Source organism: Methylosinus sp. H3A (assembly GCF_015709455.1).
In the GTDB taxonomy this organism is placed as follows: Bacteria; Pseudomonadota; Alphaproteobacteria; order Rhizobiales; family Beijerinckiaceae; genus Methylosinus.
On the sequence record NZ_JADNQW010000005.1, the window covers coordinates 2,162,501 to 2,180,112 of the forward strand.

13 protein-coding genes, 1 tRNA gene and 2 rRNA genes (1 of these 16 cut by a window edge) are annotated in these 17,612 nt (G+C 60.4%); 5 read left to right on the forward strand and 11 right to left on the reverse strand.

What is annotated here, in order from left to right; all coding sequences use genetic code 11:
* The 3 genes from IY145_RS13200 to IY145_RS13210 all read left to right on the forward strand — a co-directional run.
* Nucleotides 1-994: ribosomal RNA gene (locus IY145_RS13200) — 23S ribosomal RNA — on the forward strand (it extends 1,863 nt beyond the left edge of the window).
* 79 nt (nucleotides 995-1,073) lie between these two features.
* Nucleotides 1,074-1,188: ribosomal RNA gene (gene rrf, locus IY145_RS13205) — 5S ribosomal RNA — on the forward strand.
* Between the two features lie 107 nt (nucleotides 1,189-1,295).
* Nucleotides 1,296-1,372, forward strand: a tRNA-Met gene (locus IY145_RS13210).
* A gap of 107 nt (nucleotides 1,373-1,479) precedes the next feature.
* Here the strand turns inward: IY145_RS13210 and IY145_RS13215 are convergent.
* The 5 genes from IY145_RS13215 to IY145_RS25720 all read right to left on the reverse strand — a co-directional run bounded on the left by IY145_RS13215 (nucleotide 1,480) and on the right by IY145_RS25720 (nucleotide 11,394).
* Nucleotides 1,480-6,288: a hypothetical protein gene (locus IY145_RS13215; protein WP_196408636.1), complete on the reverse strand. Its 4,809-nt coding sequence runs from the start codon at nucleotides 6,286-6,288 to the stop codon at nucleotides 1,480-1,482.
* A gap of 319 nt (nucleotides 6,289-6,607) precedes the next feature.
* On the reverse strand, nucleotides 6,608-8,758 hold the full coding sequence (locus IY145_RS13220; protein ID WP_196408637.1) for a P-loop NTPase fold protein: 2,151 nt from the start codon (nucleotides 8,756-8,758) through the stop codon (nucleotides 6,608-6,610).
* Between the two features lie 65 nt (nucleotides 8,759-8,823).
* Nucleotides 8,824-9,384 carry a hypothetical protein gene (locus tag IY145_RS13225; RefSeq protein WP_196408638.1) on the reverse strand — a complete coding sequence of 187 codons (561 nt, stop codon included), beginning with the start codon at nucleotides 9,382-9,384 and terminating at the stop codon, nucleotides 8,824-8,826.
* The gene (locus IY145_RS13230) at nucleotides 9,317-9,847 is read right to left on the reverse strand and encodes a hypothetical protein (RefSeq protein WP_196408639.1); all 531 of its coding nucleotides are present in this window, start codon (nucleotides 9,845-9,847) and stop codon (nucleotides 9,317-9,319) included. Before IY145_RS13230 ends, IY145_RS13225 begins: the two co-directional genes overlap by 68 nt.
* A 455-nt stretch (nucleotides 9,848-10,302) precedes the next feature.
* Nucleotides 10,303-11,394 carry a hypothetical protein gene (locus tag IY145_RS25720; RefSeq protein WP_246722010.1) on the reverse strand — a complete coding sequence of 364 codons (1,092 nt, stop codon included), beginning with the start codon at nucleotides 11,392-11,394 and terminating at the stop codon, nucleotides 10,303-10,305.
* On the opposite strand from IY145_RS25720, the gene IY145_RS25725 reads away from it, so the two are divergent.
* A complete protein-coding gene (locus tag IY145_RS25725; protein WP_246722011.1) occupies nucleotides 11,368-12,624 on the forward strand; it encodes a DUF3363 domain-containing protein in 1,257 nt (418 codons plus the stop codon). The two genes, IY145_RS25720 and IY145_RS25725, sit on opposite strands and share 27 nt — an antisense overlap.
* Before the next feature lie 117 nt (nucleotides 12,625-12,741).
* Here IY145_RS25725 and IY145_RS13240 read toward each other — a convergent pair whose 3' ends face one another.
* From IY145_RS13240 to IY145_RS13250, 3 genes are read right to left on the reverse strand one after another with little or no spacing between them, the layout of a single operon-like run.
* On the reverse strand, nucleotides 12,742-12,972 hold the full coding sequence (locus IY145_RS13240; RefSeq protein ID WP_026598230.1) for a type II toxin-antitoxin system HicB family antitoxin: 231 nt from the start codon (nucleotides 12,970-12,972) through the stop codon (nucleotides 12,742-12,744).
* Entirely contained in the window at nucleotides 12,969-13,211 is a 243-nt protein-coding gene (locus IY145_RS13245; protein WP_196408641.1) for a type II toxin-antitoxin system HicA family toxin, read from the reverse strand. Before IY145_RS13245 ends, IY145_RS13240 begins: the two co-directional genes overlap by 4 nt.
* Nucleotides 13,208-13,438 carry a helix-turn-helix transcriptional regulator gene (locus tag IY145_RS13250; RefSeq protein ID WP_174800285.1) on the reverse strand — a complete coding sequence of 77 codons (231 nt, stop codon included), beginning with the start codon at nucleotides 13,436-13,438 and terminating at the stop codon, nucleotides 13,208-13,210. The genes IY145_RS13245 and IY145_RS13250 overlap by 4 nt, the downstream gene beginning before the upstream one ends.
* 222 nt (nucleotides 13,439-13,660) lie before the next feature.
* On the opposite strand from IY145_RS13250, the gene IY145_RS13255 reads away from it, so the two are divergent.
* Nucleotides 13,661-14,239 carry a hypothetical protein gene (locus IY145_RS13255; protein ID WP_196408642.1) on the forward strand — a complete coding sequence of 193 codons (579 nt, stop codon included), beginning with the start codon at nucleotides 13,661-13,663 and terminating at the stop codon, nucleotides 14,237-14,239.
* A 1,109-nt stretch (nucleotides 14,240-15,348) separates the two neighbouring features.
* On the opposite strand, the gene IY145_RS13260 is transcribed toward IY145_RS13255, so the two are convergent.
* From IY145_RS13260 to IY145_RS13270, 3 genes are all read right to left on the reverse strand, one after another.
* Entirely contained in the window at nucleotides 15,349-15,552 is a 204-nt protein-coding gene (locus tag IY145_RS13260) for a hypothetical protein (protein WP_196408643.1), read from the reverse strand.
* 554 nt (nucleotides 15,553-16,106) lie between these two features.
* A complete protein-coding gene (aqpZ, locus tag IY145_RS13265) occupies nucleotides 16,107-16,796 on the reverse strand; it encodes an aquaporin Z (protein ID WP_196410535.1) in 690 nt (229 codons plus the stop codon).
* Between the two features lie 61 nt (nucleotides 16,797-16,857).
* Nucleotides 16,858-17,478 (reverse strand): DUF502 domain-containing protein, encoded by a 621-nt coding sequence (locus tag IY145_RS13270; protein ID WP_196408644.1) that lies wholly within the window; start codon nucleotides 17,476-17,478, stop codon nucleotides 16,858-16,860.
* Nucleotides 17,479-17,612 lie beyond the last annotated feature (134 nt).

The following is a 17,612-nucleotide window of genomic DNA, read 5'->3' on the forward strand; positions in this document are numbered from 1 at the left end:
CCGGTAAACGGCGGCCGTAAATATAACGGTCCTAAGGTAGCGAAATTCCTTGTCGGGTAAGTTCCGACCTGCACGAATGGCGTAATGACTTCCCCGCTGTCTCCAGCGTCAGCTCAGTGAAATTGAATTCCCCGTGAAGATGCGGGGTTCCTGCGGTCAGACGGAAAGACCCCGTGCACCTTTACTGTAACTTTGCACTGGCATTCGTGTCGGCATGTGTAGGATAGGTGGTAGGCGTTGAATCGCGGGCGCCAGCTCGCGTGGAGCCACCCTTGAAATACCACCCTTATCGTCATGGATGTCTAACCGCGCTCCGTCATCCGGGGCCGGGACAGTGCATGGTAGGCAGTTTGACTGGGGCGGTCGCCTCCCAAAGAGTAACGGAGGCGCGCGATGGTGGGCTCAGAGCGGTCGGAAATCGCTCGTCGAGTGCAATGGCATAAGCCTGCCTGACTGCGAGACAGACAAGTCGAGCAGAGACGAAAGTCGGTCATAGTGATCCGGTGGTTCCTCGTGGAAGGGCCATCGCTCAACGGATAAAAGGTACGCCGGGGATAACAGGCTGATAACCCCCAAGAGTCCATATCGACGGGGTTGTTTGGCACCTCGATGTCGGCTCATCACATCCTGGGGCTGGAGAAGGTCCCAAGGGTTCGGCTGTTCGCCGATTAAAGTGGTACGTGAGCTGGGTTCAGAACGTCGTGAGACAGTTCGGTCCCTATCTGCCGTGGGTGTCGGAGAATTGAGAGGATTTGTCCCTAGTACGAGAGGACCGGGATGAACATACCTCTGGTGGACCTGTTGTGACGCCAGTCGCAGTGCAGGGTAGCTATGTATGGACGGGATAACCGCTGAATGCATCTAAGCGGGAAACCCACCTCGAAACGAGTTCTCCCTCGAGAGCCGTGGAAGACGACCACGTTGATAGGCCGGATGTGGAAGCGCGGCGACGCGCGGAGCTTACCGGTACTAATAGCTCGATCGGCTTGATCGTTCTCATTAATCCATGCCCATCCCAAAAGATGGACGCGATCGAAAGACAAAACAGTTTGCTTCAACTTGCCCTTTGCCGGCCTGGTGGCCTCGGCGGAGCGATCAGACCCGATCCCATCCCGAACTCGGCCGTCAAACGCTTCAGCGCCAATGGTACTATGTCTCAAGACCTGGGAGAGTAGGTCGTCGCCAGGCCTGCAAAGGACAAGCCGTTTCCTTTTTGCGATGTGCGAATGGGGAGCAGCGAATAGCGAGTAGAAAATATCTATTCGCCATTCGCCGCTCCCTATTCTCGTCTTTGGCGCGGGGTGGAGCAGCCCGGTAGCTCGTCAGGCTCATAACCTGAAGGTCACAGGTTCAAATCCTGTCCCCGCAACCACTTCATACATAAAGCAATCACCGCCCCGATCTGATCGTCGGGGCGGTGATTGCGTTGTAGTGGAGCTATGGTCCACAGTTGAGCAGCGCATTTTTGCTGAAGTTCCTCTACTGCAGAAGCTCGGGAAGCTGATAGAATAAGCGCCGGGCGGACGGCCAGCCCGCCGCGACAAAGGCCTCCAGGGTGTCGACCAAGGCGGCTCGCAGCTGTGGGTCATCGAAGATCTCTTTGTGGTCGGCTAGATATCGCCCGACGAGCTTCACCATGAGGTCGGCCCCCAGGCTCTCATATTCGTACCCACCCTGCCGGCCGTGCAGGACAGCAAACGCGACGAGGTCAAAGACACCCGCAGGATCAGCCTCCAGAATGTGCTCAAGGAGCTGGATGAGGTAGTAGATCGTGTGAGGCCCGCCGTGTTGGCCGATCCGCCGTAACGTCGGCGCGATCTCACGGAAGAAGGTTTCGGCGCCCTCGGCAGCCAGCGGAGCCCGAGTGTCCTGTTGGTGCGCGTGCTGAAATGCGCCGCAGCTAAAGTAGAGCTGCTGGCAAGCCATGTCGATAATCCGCATCGCGCTCTGCGCCCGCGCCTTCTGGCCCTCGTTCAGGCCCGCGAAGTCGTTATAGCTGGTCAGTTCGTCGGCCGCTTGCTGAACCGCCTGGGCGAGCACGTCGATGGTGAGGCGACGTTTTTCTGGGGCAGTGGGATCGGCCTGGCCGCGAAGACCAGCAGTGTAATCGTTGCGGAGCCACTGGATCGCCTCGCGGACAACTTCCACATTGTCCACCGAGTCGGCAAACCAGGAGCGCACTCGGGCGTCCGCATCTTGAAAGTCAAAGCGCAACCAAAACAGGAGAGTCATCTGGACGAGGTGTTTGCGAATGGTGGCATTTCGGGACTCGCTCACGGGCAGGCGATCGGCCAAAGGCAAAACGAGGTCGGCGACCTCTCGAGCGGCGCCGTGCCACACCAAGTTTCCGAGCGTTGCGGTGACGAAGGAGTCGAGAACGCTCCGGTTGTCCTCCGTGGCTACGATCCGAGCTGCGCGCTTCCAGAACCCTTGCCGGTCGAGTTCCCAAATCCGAACAAGATGAGCTGCTGCGTTCATCCGAACAGCGGGATGAGGATCGATAAGCATGCAATCGATGATAGGTTCGAGCGATCCATAAGTTTCCGGCCGCTTCAGGCAGAGGTCTAGGGCCGCCTCGGCGCCCTCAAGTCTGGCTGAAGGCGATCCCCAGGCCGGTGAACGTTCGAAGCTGGCCTCCGTATCGGTGTCGGTCTCCGGGTAGCTCGATGAACATGCGGCTTCGATCCATTTCACAATTGCGGCCACAGCCTCGGCGCGGGTGTCTGCGTCGACGAGTTTGCTTTGGATAAGCTTGTGAACGCCCTGCGCGAAGGTCCCTTCGGCTCGGTTGTTGAGTGCCGCATCCGATACAGCCCCCGCGTCAATCTGCCTCCGTAGATCCATGAGCACCGAGATGGCGTCGTCGAGAGTCGCGAGCGGCTGGTTGTCGTTCAGATTTAGATGAAGTTCGTCGCATGCCGCCTCAAGCGCGCCGATCATGTCGACAACCTCTGGAGCCGCTCGGGTGGTCTGATCCATCCAGTAGTAAGTTTCCGGCTCGATCGCTTCCCCGGTGAGCCGGAACAATCGCGGATTGATCTCCTCGCCGGTCGACACGTCAGATAGCATCTGGTGCGCTTCCTGCGTCGTGAGCCGGTCGAGTCCAATCGCCCCAAAGAGGCGTCTGAGCAGGCGTTGCCTAGCTTCCATGGGGTGCGCAAAGGTGTCGAAGCCAACTTCCATGGCCTCGGTTTCGAAAGCTGCCCGCTCAGCCTCGGTGAGAGCGTCATAACGGGCGGCGACAAGGTCGATAGCGTCCTTGCGCGTGTCGGGTGAGATGACAAAGCCGAGCCGTAACGCGTAGGGGCCCAAGAGGTCAGCCAATGCCCCGCCCCGTGCGGCCGCGGCCATGAACAGGCGGGACCAAACCACCGCGAGCGTTGCATGCCGGACGGCGTGATCCGCTGCGGGGATCACAGAGCCTTCCTCGCCGGTTTCGAGGAACGTCTCGAATTTTGAGAGGAGCGCGTCCGCGTCCTCAGCAGATTGAGGATGCACCTCGTGCGCCCAAATATGGCTGTGGTCCGGTTGAAGGCGAACGTCGCCGTTCGGGCCCGAAATGGTGCGTTCGTCGAGTCCCTCGGGGATGGGATGCTGTCGAGCCACGTAGCCGCTTATGGCCAGCAGCAACGCCTTGGTAGCTGTAACCGGCGAGGCTGCCAAAAAATTCGGGAAGTACTCGCTCGACGACCAGCGCGCGGATTCGAAATCCTGCCGCGCATTCGACGTCAGATTCAGGATTCGGCCGCCGCCCATGGATGTCTGCCGGTCCTCGGTAACCTGGCGCGTGTAGACAGCACCGTAGACGTCGGCGGCGAAGTCCGGCGCGATCGGAGCGATGGCGTTGATTTTCCGTGACAAAGCGGGAAGCTCTTCGGACCCGAAAGAGTCAAACTGTCGGTCCGTGAGGGCTTGACCCAGCAACCGGACGGACGCCTGGACGTCGGTCGCGATTGTGTCGGCGACGAATCCAATGGCGGGCGTTGCGAGACTCCTGGAATCCGAGAGGGTGTAGCCGTGGGCGAGCAAGGCGCGTACGGCGGTGCCCAGGTTGGCCCGCAAACCAGCGTCCTTCACTCGATCAACGAGCATGTAGCCTAGCATCCTCAGAACGCCGGCCACCGGAGCCGGATTGCGAGATAGCTCCAGCTCGAGGTTCACCCAAGGGGCGAGGGGGGTAGTCGGGTCGTCCTCGAGCCTAACCGCTACTGCGCCCGCGACATGCGGCAGTGCCGCGATCCCTTTCGGGTCTTCTCCGCCGACGGCGCTCGCGAAAGGCATGATGTCTCCGGGCTCGGACGGGAGTTCGGCCGCCATGCGAGCGGTGGTGCTGCGGATAACCGGATCGCAGTCCGAGGCACCGAGCAGTTGGCTGACAGCTGTCCAGAAGCGGACGTGCCCAGGGTCGCTCGACCATAGCCCCAGCAACAGAAAGCTCATCGCGGGGGCAAGGATGAGCCCAAGGCCTCCGGCCTTCGGAAAGATTGCTTGCCCTGACACGACGGCGTCGGGGTCCAGGAACACGCGGCTCGCCACATAGTCGAAGAGGAGATGATGCCTGAATTGGATCGAGCGCTGCTGATCGGTGGATATCAGAACGCCCTCGCCGGTGAGCGCATCTAGCGCGATAGGATTCGCGGCTGCGACGGCCATCCGCGGGGCCCGTAGCGCGTGGTGGTTCACCATTTCGGTCACGACGGCGTGGAGGCAGACTTCCCCTGCTGCGCCATGGTGCTCCACGCGCCGTTCCCAATAGAGGTCCAGCAGTGCGATCTGAGAATCGACCGAAGTGAAGTCGTCGCTCATTGCGCCGGACGCTATGAGTTCAGCCAATAGACGGGTGTTGAACGGCACCATCGCCAGTTCGCGAAGCTTGGCCGGAGAGTGCCGAAGAACGGCCGCGAGCCTAGGCGACTGATCGAGGAGCTGTTCGAATTCCAGCTCAGACCAAGGTGGCACCCGAATATGCCGGACAAGGGGGAAACTCTCTTCCTGAAGCGTGCGATCCGGAGGCGTTCCTTTGAAGAGGGCCCGGAAACTCTGCCCAAGGCGCAGATCAAAGGTGCGGATCGACGCCACCACGATCCAACGACTGCCCTGTTCGATTACCGCTGCGATAAGACGTTTGAAGGCGGCCTCGGCCGGACCGCCGCGGCTGGCGTCGAGGGCGTCAATCAATAAAAAGGCCGGAGCGGGCCCATCCCACGCGCCAAGGATCACCGGTAGGTCATGACGAAGCCGTAGCGTCCTCGACAGCCCCTCCAAGGACTCGATGGAAAACCGGTCGACTGCGAGTTCAACGACATCGTGGCCCTGACTGCGGAGCGCTCTGCCTAGGGCGTTGATAACGGCGCTCTTGCCGGCACCAGGTTCGCCGATCAGGAGGAGGTTCCCGCCCAGCGTCGCCGCGTTCACCGCGGGCTGACAGTGACGAACAATTCCCACTGGGATGCCGGCCTCAGGCTCCACCACTTCGAGCGCGCGAAGAGTCTGCTCGGTCTGAAGCGAGTAGGCTGCCAGGGCAGCGATGTCGTCGCGGTAGTCTGGACGGGCGGCAAGCTTGGCGCCTCGCCCGATCAGATCGCTGCGTAGCTGCGAGATATCGCGACCGCCGCGCGTGCTCATCAAGTCCCCGGCAATCCGCTCCAGAAGATTCAGGACGGACGGCCCATCCCTAGGCGACGCCAACGCCGGACCAAGGGCGACGGCCAGCGCTGCTCGATCCGCACCATCGGGATCAATGGTGTAAACGAACGTCAGGTGCGAGATTGCCTGCAAAACGCCTTCGGTCAGGGGCTCCGTTGTCGACGCGCTCCAGGCGAGGCGGATGCACGCATCGAATTGGCCCATAGCCCTGGTTTCATCTGCGGTCAGCAGCGGCGGCCCAGGCTGGCGACGCGCCTCTAGGCCTCGGGCCAGATGGACCCGCATGGTGGCCGGCGAGCCAGTTCCGACGGCGATCAGGAGCCGGTCCTTTGCTTGGTCGAGCGGGCGGTTCCACCCAAGGTCACCGGCGCCATCGCGGCAGAGACGCCACTGACGCACAATCTGTTCGACGGTCTTTCCGAAGTCACTTTGGAGGGCTGAGGAAAGAGACAGGTGGTTCTTGGCCTGCGCGGCGATGACACCGCCGTCGGACGTCAGAGCCAGGGCATCGTCCAGCGGTGCCTCGGTTTCCATCCGGATTGTGACAACCCTGGCGTCGCCCAACGCTAACCGGTGATCGATGGGCACTTCGGTCAGCATCCACAAGCCGAACACAGCCCCGAGGCTTTGCTGGAAGTTCACGCCAGAGGCCGTCGCGTTGCCTCCGCCTGTCGCGTAGGTGCGCGGTCTCTTCGTCCCAGAGGTGGCGGATCGCGGTTTTCGCATCGCGGAGAATTTAGCGGGCCATCGCACAAAGCGAAACAGCTACGGTTCGTCAGCCGCGGGTGATCCCCTCTGGCGCAATGAAATTTCGGAATTCCGGAGCGGAGAGTTGGCGCATTGCGGAATTCGGCGATCGGCCAAACAACCAATGGCCGCAGCACCCCCTGCAACCACTTCAAACATAAATCAATCACCGTCCCCGTTAACGCGGGGCGGTTTTGCGTTTAGATGGTCGTCATCAATCGTCACGCCCTTCCCGACGATTTGCCCAAGCGCTCAAAAATACCTCTATTGCCTCAATATCCACTTCAGGAAGCTTGCGCTCCCGCGCAATGCGCTCAAGCTCCCCTTGAAAGACGATAGTATCGAAAAGATCGAATTCCTTTCCGATCTGCGCGCGGACATTGCGGCGCGAGACCCGGTCTCCTAACCCGCCAAAGCCGCCGAGGCTTGTTGACCACGATTCGCCGGTCAGACTCTTTGCGATGATGACCAGAGCCGCGTCACTGTTCATAACTTCACGAAGCCACGCCTTTGCTTCGTTACCTTCATCATCGCTGAAGTCACGCCAGCGATAGATATTGTACATCAGGTTGCCGTCTCGAAGCAAAACTCTGCTTTCCGCAGCATTCCGCAGGGCTGCAAGGGCTCGGCTTTTCAACTTGGGAATCGCATCTTCGGTGACCAGGCACGTTGAACGGTCCACGGAACGACCGTCTCTCGGATGATAATCATTGACCGCCGACGATACGAAGTCGATCAGCCACCCCATCGAGGCCGCTTCTGTTGCCGTGAGATAGAGGCTCGTCTTCTCTTCGAGTGAAAAACGATCTTCGGTGAGGCGGCGGATCAGCCAATGGACTCGAAGATGAGTATTTGCCATCGCAAAGCCACGCTCGCCATCTTCTTGGCGCGTGATGTCGTCTACGATAGCAAAGAGTGTGCAGAGGAAGCTTTCGACCTTGTCACGGCCGATCTCCTTTCCATGAGAAGTCAGTTCATCGAGAACGACCGGCACCATGGACTTTCCACTCTTCCGAAGTTGGCCACGCGCGCGAAGCAGTCGTTCTCGAACGAAGGCCCGATCATCAGCGCGTGCGACCAACTCATTCAGTTCGGTCATGGATATCGTCTCTTCGCTAAGCGATAACCTGAAATACGTATCGAAATGTTTCGATAAACAGACGCGACGTTCGCTGTCCCAAATCTCGGAGAAACCTTCACCATAGCTTGTGTCCTCAAGGGCCGGGAACAGCCGCTGAAGCACGACGCGTAACGTCTCATGCTTGCCTTCTGGGATGCCGTTCAGGAACGGCGCAAATTTGGAAATATCGCGGCTGGTCGCCTGCTCGACCGACGTTTGGCCGGTTGCGATTTCCCGATTGCGCCGGATAGCCGAAAATAACAGCGGCTCGTAGAGCCTCAAGGTTTCCAGCGTCACATAGTCGGCGCGGCTGATCTCGTTCGTGACCGCTGGCCAGGTGACACTCATCGCGTTTATGAGCCGCGTGACGTGGCGCGGTGTATTCAGGTACGGAGTTACCGCATCATAGAACAGGTTCATAAACCGGACGATATGCTCCTCCGAGGGTGAACCGCAGATATCCTGGACAGCCGAGAGCAACGCATTGTTCAAATCAGTCTGGTTTGGTGCAGGTAGTTCAAAGCTAGCCTGTATGATTTTTTCAAGGAAGTGCGGCCCTTCCGAGGGATACCGCTGCTGCACGGCTGCATCGGCAAGTTGCCGATCGAAGACCAGGAGATACATGACGTTCGGCAACCGACCGACGGACTTGACGAGACGAAAAATTGCAAGCGCTTCGTCGGGAGAGAGTCGGTCGATGTCATCAATAATAATGAGGAAGCGGCGAGCCTGTTCTTCGAGCGCCTTCGATATTTTCTTGAAGACCTTCTCAAGCGAATCCTTTTCGGGAAAAAATCGCGTTGCGAATGCGGCGCCGCCCGAAACCAGTGTCCCGATCCCGACCGTTGTCGCAAGCGAGACTGCGGTGCCGATGACTGGACCAGCCTGTAAAATGTGACGTCCAAGATCGGGTATCGCGTCTTTGATCTTGGCACCAAGTGCCGGCTTTAAGGCGGTGTTCAGTTCTTGGAGGAAAGCCAGCGCGATCGCTTCTTCTCCGCGATACCACCAGCATTTGAAATCGACGATGTTGAGCTTCTCATCCTTCAGGGCATCAAGTTCAGCGCGAACGAGGTTGACCGCGCTGCTTTTCCCCGAACCCCACGGTCCGTTGATCGCGATTGTCGTGCCGACCGGCTTGTCGATTGAGAGCAGGCTTGTTGCGAGCGCCTTGGCGAAAGGGATGATGTCATACCGATCGTCATCGGCCGTCTCTATCGGACTGTCATTAAAGTATTTAGACACCCCCTCCCTCCCAATTTTTTGAACGTTTGACTAATCCGTATTTTTGTATCTACTTCCATTGTCGTCTAAAGAATCGTCGCCCTTGCGATCAGCAGATGCGCAAACTCGTTCGCCAGCCGCGCGATCTGTGACTGGATTGCCGCCTCTTGTTCGAGGGGCGGATTGTCCAGCCACAGCCGCTCGTCCCAGTCGAGAAGCGAGATTTCTGCGGCTTCATTGTTATATCCATTGCTAAAAAACACGGCAGCAACATTGTAAGCGCGCCGCCTCAACTCGCGGATCATGTCGCGGACGTGGTCAATCGATGGCGTATGCGCATGTGAAGAGAGAATGCAGATATCTGCCTCCTTGAAGTGGCTTTGGAAGAAGCTGGCAACGTCGCCGTAATCCACGATCTTCTCCTGATAGCTACGGTTCATCGTCGAAAGTGTTGCGACGCCGCGGGGCATTCGAGGATGGGTTATGTCGGTCAGGAAGTTGCGCGGAAGTCGTTGGTATTGCAGGTTGCAGAGGTCGGACACGAGGTGCTTTTGGAAGCTAGTTTTACCAGTGTCGTTGTTACCGATGAGGATGTAGGCCCAATACGACAGCATGTTTCCCCCTATCTCGCCCTGCGCATATTCCATAGCAGAGCGTACATCTTGGTGAGCCCCAACTCCAATCCGGCGCGGCCGTGAACCGGTTGCGGAGCAGCCGGATTTCGGAAAAGGCCGCATGCTTCTTCGTCTCGTCGCCGACGCCATTGTCGGGATCGAGAAACACGATGTCCGCCCCTTCGAGAACACTCCGCTGGCGCGTTCCCCAAGCGCTTCGTTCCATACGAGACGGCATCGGTTCACGATGAAAGAGCGTTCCTTTCGGCCAGATCGTTGCTCGTTTGAGCGTGGCGATGCTGCGCTCTGGTAGCGTGGCGAACCCGGCATGAAGCTCGTCACCGGGCTGCCGCCACGCCACCTCATCGCGCCATTCGAGATGCCGTCCGTTCGCGCGTCCTTCGTCTCCGGGCGCACGGTACCAGGCCACGCCGAACGCGCGGTAGGTGCCGGCAAGGGCGTGCAGGAAGGTGAACGTCGCTGACATCGCCGGCATATTGATCGCGCATTCCGTCTCCGGGTTCCTCGTTGCCCGCTGTGCGGACGCTGCAAAGTCTCATGTCGCTCTGAGCCTTTACAGAAGAACGAGGCGCTCACAATGCCAACCCGTATCGAGTGTAACGGCAGGCCTCGCATCGTGCCTTCGCGTGCGGTCGGCGTCCCCGCCATAGACGTGTCCAGCGCTGCGCGATCGGCCCAATCTCGATAGGCAATGCGCGTGTCGACTAGCAGATGATTGGTGCAGAACATGCAGCGCCACTGCGGATCTGCCGTAAGTCCCGAGTCGGCACTTAGCATCATTGTTTGCAGGTTGATTCGCGGTCAAGACTTCGTCTTAGTGATAGTGCAAAGGTCAGAACGCGGGAAGGGGAAGGATGGCAAGATAAAGCGAACTGACGTTCGCGCCTCGCTGCGCTCGTAAGTGATTGTCTGCACATTGGTTTTTGCAGGCTACAAATGCGCACGTATGGCGCTGCGCGATGTGCGGCGGTTTCCGGTAGAATCGAAATCGATCGTATTTGCAGCGTGATAGTCGCCAGCGCTCGCGAGGTGCGGCGTGGCATGCCCCGCCGCTTCTACGCTATCGCCGGTATTTTTGCGCTCGACTGCGCTCGGCGCTCGAGAGCTGTTGCGCAGGCCGATTTCGACGCCGATCGTCTCGATATGGCAAGCGACGACATAGACAATTTTCACGTTAGACCCGGCCGGTCCCGAGCTGGCGGAAAGAGCGTCAGTCCGCGCTCGCTTCCTTTCGTTCGGCAAGTCGAGATCGCTGTCAGAAAGGCCGGCGGCAATCCCAGCCGGATCGGCCGAGGTCCGGCGTCGGCAGGCGGCCGGAAAGGAGAAGGAGGCGGCCGGTTCAACGCGCGAGGGCGAGGCGCGAAGGTGGTGGCGTCGTTCCCGAGAGGCGGCGGCGGCTGGCGGCGCGACTCTGCCGGACGGTTTCGATCGCGTCGCGTCGTCGTCAAGGCGCGCGTCGTGAAGCTCAATCCACAACGCGGCTCGCATGGTCCGAAGATGCGCGGCGCCGCGAGCAAGGCCGTCGACGCCCATCTCCGCTATCTCGAACGCGATGGCGTTACCCGCGACGGCGAGAAAGGGCGCGCCTATTCGGCATTCGAGAACGAGGCAGACGGCCGCGCCTTTGTCGAACGCGGACGCGACGATCGTCACCAATTCCGTTTCATCGTCGCGCCGGAGGACGCCAGCGACATGGCCGACCTGCGAGGCTTCACCCGCGACCTCATGAGGCGGGTGGAGATGGACCTCGACACGGGCCTCGACTGGATCGCCGTCGACCATCACAACACCGGCCATCCTCACACCCACATCATCGTCCGGGGCGTGCTCGACGACGGCCGTATCCTCAATATAGCCGGCGACTATATCGCTCACGGCGTTCGTCACCGGGCAAGCGAACTCGTCACACTGGAACTCGGCCACCAGAGCGACATCGAGCTTCAGACGAAGCTCGCGAACGAAGTTGCGGCGGAGCGGCTGACGCGGCTCGACAAGATGTTGCTCGCCGAGCAGCGCGAACAAGGCGTCATTGATCTCAGGCTCGGGGAAGGCGCCTCCTATCTTGTCCGAGAGAACCGGGCGCTGCTGCTGGGCCGCGCGCGGCGTCTGGAACGCTACGGCCTCGCCACCGAACTCGAGACGGGGAGGTGGGCCATTTCCGACCGTGCGGAGCAGATGCTGAAGGAGCTCGGCGTTCGCAACGAAGCGATCGAGACCATCCGTCGGGCGCTGGCTGGTCACGGTCTGGCGGACGAGCGCGGCGTTGCGCAATATGCTTGCCACGGGGAGACCGGAAAGGAGCCGATCGTCGGCCGGGTGCTGGCCAAAGGGCTGGCGGGCGACGAGATGAGTGAGCGCGTCTATCTCGTCGTCGACGGCGTCGACGGACGAGTCCATCACATGGAGTTTGCCGATCCGACCCGCATCGAGGAGGTCGGCCGCGGCATGATCGTCGAAGCCGCGCCCGCCGTTTCCGATCCGAGGCCCGCCGACCGCAACATCGCCATCGTCGCGGAGGACGACGGCGTCTACCGGCCGAGCGCTCATCTCGAACGCATTCGCGATAGTTTCGAGCGGCAGGGCAAGGACCCGGAGGCCTTCGTCCGCTTCCATGTCCGCCGGCTGGAGGCGCTGCGCCGGGCCGGGCACGTCGAACGCGTCGACGCGGACCATTGGCGCGTGCCGAAGGATATCGTCGAGCGCGGCCAAAGTTATGATTTGGCCCAGGGCGGCGACGGCCTTCGCGTGCGCACGCTCTCGACGTTCGATCTCGAACGGCAGATCGCGAGCGACGGAGCGACGTGGCTCGACCGCGAACTCGTCGCCGACAAGCAGACTTCGTTAGTCGAAGCAGGCTTCGGTCGGGACGTGAAGAATGCGCTCCACCGGCGCGCCGAGCGGTTGGTGGAAATGGACCTCGCCAAGGATAACGGAAGATCTATCTCCATCTCGCGAAACGCTATCGTTGCGCTGGAGCAGCGAGAGGTGGAGCGCGTCGGCCGTCAGATGGCCGCGGAGCGCGGCTTGTCGTATTCGCCGAGCGGGCCGGGCGAATATGTGTCGGGGCGGCTGGCTGGCGTCGCCAATCTCGCCAGCGGGCGCTTCGCGATGATCGAGGATGGCCTCGGCTTCCAGCTCGTGCCTTGGCAGCCCGTTCTCGAAAAGCGCATCGGCCAATATCTCAGCGGCGTTCACCGTGACGGCGGCGGCATCGAGTGGGATCTTGGTCGCAAACGCGGGCTCGGGCTGTGACGGAGCCGCTCCGTTTCATCGTGTCGCCCCAGGCGCGCGAGGCCAGCCGGTGACGAATCGGCGCTATCGGCGCGCCGTGGTTGAGAAATGCGGCGCCGCGAGCGCGTGATGCGCTTGTCAACTCGCGAGCGCCAGATGCCGGGACGGCTCAGGAACGGCGTGGCCGAGGTCCTTGGCCGCCTCGATCCACGCAATGACCGCATCGCGCGCGTTGGCCACGGCTTCTTCCGGCGTCTCGCCGTCCGACATGCAGCCCGGCAGGTCCGGCACGATCGCGACGAAGCCGCCGCCGTCTTCCGCGGGCAGAGGCTCCACAATGAGCGGGTAGTCGGTTGGCTTGGTCGTCATGGCAGCATCCTGACCGCATCGATGAAGGCGACGAGCTTGCGGATATATATCGCCTTGATCGGCCGCTTGAAAGGAATCGTCAGCTTTTCCGCGAGCCGGGGATGCCCGACCTTATAATGTGAGCCGCCGCCGCGCGCTGGCTCACATAGGACGCCGAACTCTCGGCATAGCGCCGCCGCATCCTCTATGCGCCAGTTGGCCGCCGGGTTCCGCCGCATGTCTTCGAGCCGCCGGCTCATGGCTGTTTCTTCCGCAGCCTCACGCCGGGCCCCTCGCCATTTTCGTCGACGAAGATGACGCCCGCCGCTTCGAGAGCGGCGCGGATCGCAGCGACCGTGCGGGGTTTCAGTTCCTCTCCCGCCTCGAGACGAGAAACCGTCGCCGGTGCGACCTGCGCCAGTTCTGCCAGCTCCCGCACGCCAATTCCCAGGGCGACGCGCGCCATCTTGCATTGAACAGCTAACATTTTTAGCACAGCGTTCTATTTTTGGGTTGACGTTATTAGAATTCGGCGCTAAAAAGAGAGCGTCGTGACAAAACCATTACCACGCCATCCGACGCCGGAAAATCTATTTCCGGCGTACGCCGAGGCTTGCCTTTGACCAAAGCTCAGCAAAACTGCCGTCTTGCTGGACGATGAGAGGCCCTCGCTCATGCAGATTCCCCTGGCTAATGAGGAACTCGGATCATGGCTGAACCCGAGATTACCACGCGTGCGCCTTCTTTCACCCGAAGGACCCTGTTGGTCGCGAGCGTCGGCGCTGCCGCGCCGGCGTCTTTCGCGGAAATCGCGCCTCTCGACACGTCGCGTATAGAAGCGGCCGACGCGGCAATGTCCATGTGGACACAATGGAGGGCCGCCCAGGACGCCGCCGACGTGCTCTGCCAGAAGCAGCAAAGCTTGGAAACCCAATTGATGCAGTTGATCCGCGAGTCCTGCTCAATCGACAATACTGATTGCGCCGAGACGGACCGCGCCGCTCAGGAAGAGGATGAGCGCGCCCGCTGGGCGGCCGCCGATTTGGCTGTCGGCTACTCCGAAGCGAAAAAAGAGGAGGAGCGAGCCGTGGATATAGCGAAAGAACTCGCCGATGCATTGGCGGCCACACCCGCGTCTTCCGTCGAAGGCGTGGCCGCCAAGCTCCACGCTATGCTCCGCGCGGGTGAATGGTGCGAAAACTGCCCCGAATTTCCCTGGCCGCAGGTTCGCTCGGCGCTGAGCGATCTGATCCGGATCGGTCGTCTCGACTCGTTTCCAGAGTTTTGAAGCGGATTGCCTCAGTCACCCACAATTTTCGAGCCACTGCTTACGCGGTTCGAAATTGCGAATGACGCGTTCCTATGCCGACAAAATTCGGGTGATGGGTCAGTTTGAATTTCTGCTCTTGGCGCATCCTTGCCCTAGGCGAACGCGAACTTTTGACCCATCTCGGACCTTCCGAACGGAATAATCCAGGGCGAGACGGCGGTCGAAAACGAGTATCTTTTGCGTCGCGCAATACCCGAGCCAGCTCAACCGGGAACGGAACCCAGTTGTGCTGTTCGGTGTTCTCAAGAGATAGCTCACCCAGTCTCTGGAGGTTTTCATGGAACGACGCGTATTTTTGCAGCTGCTCTGCTTTGGAATAGGTGTGGTATCAGCTGCGAGGCCCGCGAAAGCTCTCACATTGGCCGCGCCGCTCGCTGCAACTGGTTCTAGCCCGGTTCCAGCGCCGGAACCAAGCGTCGCCACTTCTGAAGACATGGAGCGCGTGCAAGTCGAGAAGGCTTACTATGGTCATTGGCGCCGCGTTGGTCGGCGTCATTACCGTCGCGTGAGTCGACGCGTTTACCGACGTCATCATTACTACTAATGAACCCGCTTGTTCGCTTTTGGCGGTCCAGGCGGATGCGGGATCGGACGGCGATATCAACTTAGGGGTCTTGCGGCCTTCGTCCGGCTCCTCGGCGCCATCGCGCGCTTCGAAGATACATGCGCACGGCGCGTGACGGCTTCTCGACCGCGTTCCGGTCAATTTTCCCCGGCTCCACGAGTTCGTTGTCGTGGAATCGGCGGTGACGGTTCTGCGAGGATGATCCGACACGGCGTCGTCCAGATCGAGCCGACAGAGTCTCCTGTGAAGAACTCCCCAGGCCCTGACGTGACATTGGTTTTGGCGACGCCGAAGTAATGGTTTTCGCAAACTTCGCCTGTGTTTGGCGCCGTGTTCTTGCAAATTGATCTGGCGCCGTTGTCGTGATTCTCTTCGCCGTCAGGATGCCTAAATCACCATCCGCCCGCCCATTGGAGTCTCCGAGAGGAGTGGGGGAAGGTGGGGAGGATAGGGCAAGTTGGGGGGCGGGATGCGCCGCGGCGTCGGCGCATCCCAATGGCGTTCAATAGGTGTGGCGACGGACGGCGCGGCGCGTCGTTCTACGGGCGGTCCTGCGAACAGGACCGGCCTGCACGATTTGTCCGTCCCAATTGGAAATCCCGACGGCGCTCGGCGGCGCCGCCGCCGGAACAGCCTCCGCGACGGGTTCAAAGCCGAGAAGCGCCGATATCCCGATCAAAAGGCCGACAAATTTTATCCGGGTCATGCGATCCTCCATCCATTCACTTTGCTGTCCTGCTCCGAGAGATCGCATCGGCGCGAGGCAGGACACGTCTCTCACGCCAAATCATGAGGCCCAGCGACGCCTTCACTCACTCATGTGCTTCACGCGCTCATGTGATTGTGGCGCTGCGCCTCCTGGAGCTTCTTCTCGTCCTTCGGCCGATCAATCGACAGCGTCCACCTTGCCGGTGAAGCGGAATGGAGTCTTATCCGATATTCCGTGGATGAACGGCGAACCGTCGCAGATGGTTCCCGTTTTCGGCTGGATTGAAGGTCGCGACACTTCGGTAGGCTGAGCCAAAGCCGTGACCATCGAACGCTTCACGCTGTTGACGCAGCCGGTGACGGCCGTAGTTCGGCGACCAACCGCAAAATGTCGGCGAACAGCCCCAGAAACGAAGCAGGAAGGATGCTGCGGAGGCAGCCGCTGCTGCTGAAGATCTCGGGGGCGTTAGGCGAAGTTTCTCGACCCCCGCGCTTTCTCTTCTTCACTGGCAAGGGAGGCGTCGCGCGGCACCGTTCGTCGCCCGCTCCAGCTTACTCGTCCGCGAGCGTGAAGCGGTGAAGGATGCCGCCGATAGCGCCACCGAGTAACGGCGCGACCCAGAACAGCCAGAGCTGCTCGAGCGCCCAGCCTTGGACGAAGAGCGCCTGACTGGTCGAACGCGCCGGGTTCACCGAAGTGTTGGTGACCGGGATCGAGACGAGATGAATAAGCGTCAGCGTCAGGCCGATGGCGAGCGGCGCGAAGCCTACAGACGCGCGACCCTCCGTCGTGCCGAGAATGACGAATAGGAAAAAGGCTGTCAGCACGGTCTCGATAATGAAGCTGGATTGTAACGTGTAGCCCGCCGGCGAGTGATCTCCGTAGCCATTCGCCGCAAATCCGTTGGCGAGCGTGAAATCGACATTGCCTTTGGCGACGAGGAGCAGAATGAACGCCGCGAAAGTCGCGCCGAGAAGCTGCGCCGTCCAATAGGGGCCTATCTCCTTCCAGGAAAAGCGGCCGGCGGCGGCGAGACCGAGCGAGACCGCCGGATTGAAGTGGCCGCCAGAGACGGGGCCGAAGGCATAGACGCCCGCAAGCACCGTGATGCCGAAGGCCAACGCGACGCCGAGAAAACCGATTCCGAGTTGCGGAAAACCTGCGGAAATCACCGCGCTGCCGCAACCGCCCAAGACGAGCAAGAAGGTTCCGAGAAATTCCGCGAGCAATTTGCGCGTCAGAGAATGCGGCATCATATGTTCCAGTCTTTGCTCGTCGATGCACCGACATAGAGGCGGACGATCAACTCGGACGGTCCTTCTCGAACGACGATCCTGCCAAAAGCATGGGAAGGCCGCGCCCAGACTGTTCGAGGCACGCGAGTGCGTCGTGGTAGGAAATATCGACTGGCGTGATTTGGTCGGGGCTCACAATCTGCACCACGCCCGATGATGGGTCTGGCGCGCCTGGCATAAACACAGCGACATGACCGTCACCAAATGCGTCGGCAAGGAACCCGAGCTGCCATCCACTCTGCATACGCACCAGAACAGGCTTCCTTTCTTCTTTCGTCTGTGTCTCCAACCCTGCCAAGCGTTCAGTATATTTACGAACAGCGACGTAGGGAGGCAATTTGTTTAGAACCTTCTCTTCAAGGAATGAGGCTGCGCCCCTTTCGATTTGGACGGATCGAGCAAATAGCCCCGCGGCGAACGCCACGAGCATCAGTAATAAAGCCCCGACAACATAAACGGCGATAACCGCCTCACCTTTTGGAATTGGAAGCTTTTCCGCCAATGGCGTCACACTGTCGACAGCCATGTTACCAGCTTTGACAACCACGAGGAGTATCGCAGCGAAGGGAAACAAAAAAATCGCGCCACCAAGCACCGTCGTTTTCACAAAATCAAAGATCTGCCTCATGAGGATACTCGCCCTGCTTTTGAGCGGTGACACGCCCGTCGCTCGGGACCAGCCTTTACGCCGAGCTTTTTGAGCCGAAAGAGGGATCGGCCGACGCCGAGGCGCAGCTGACTGAACGACTCCCCAATGGGATT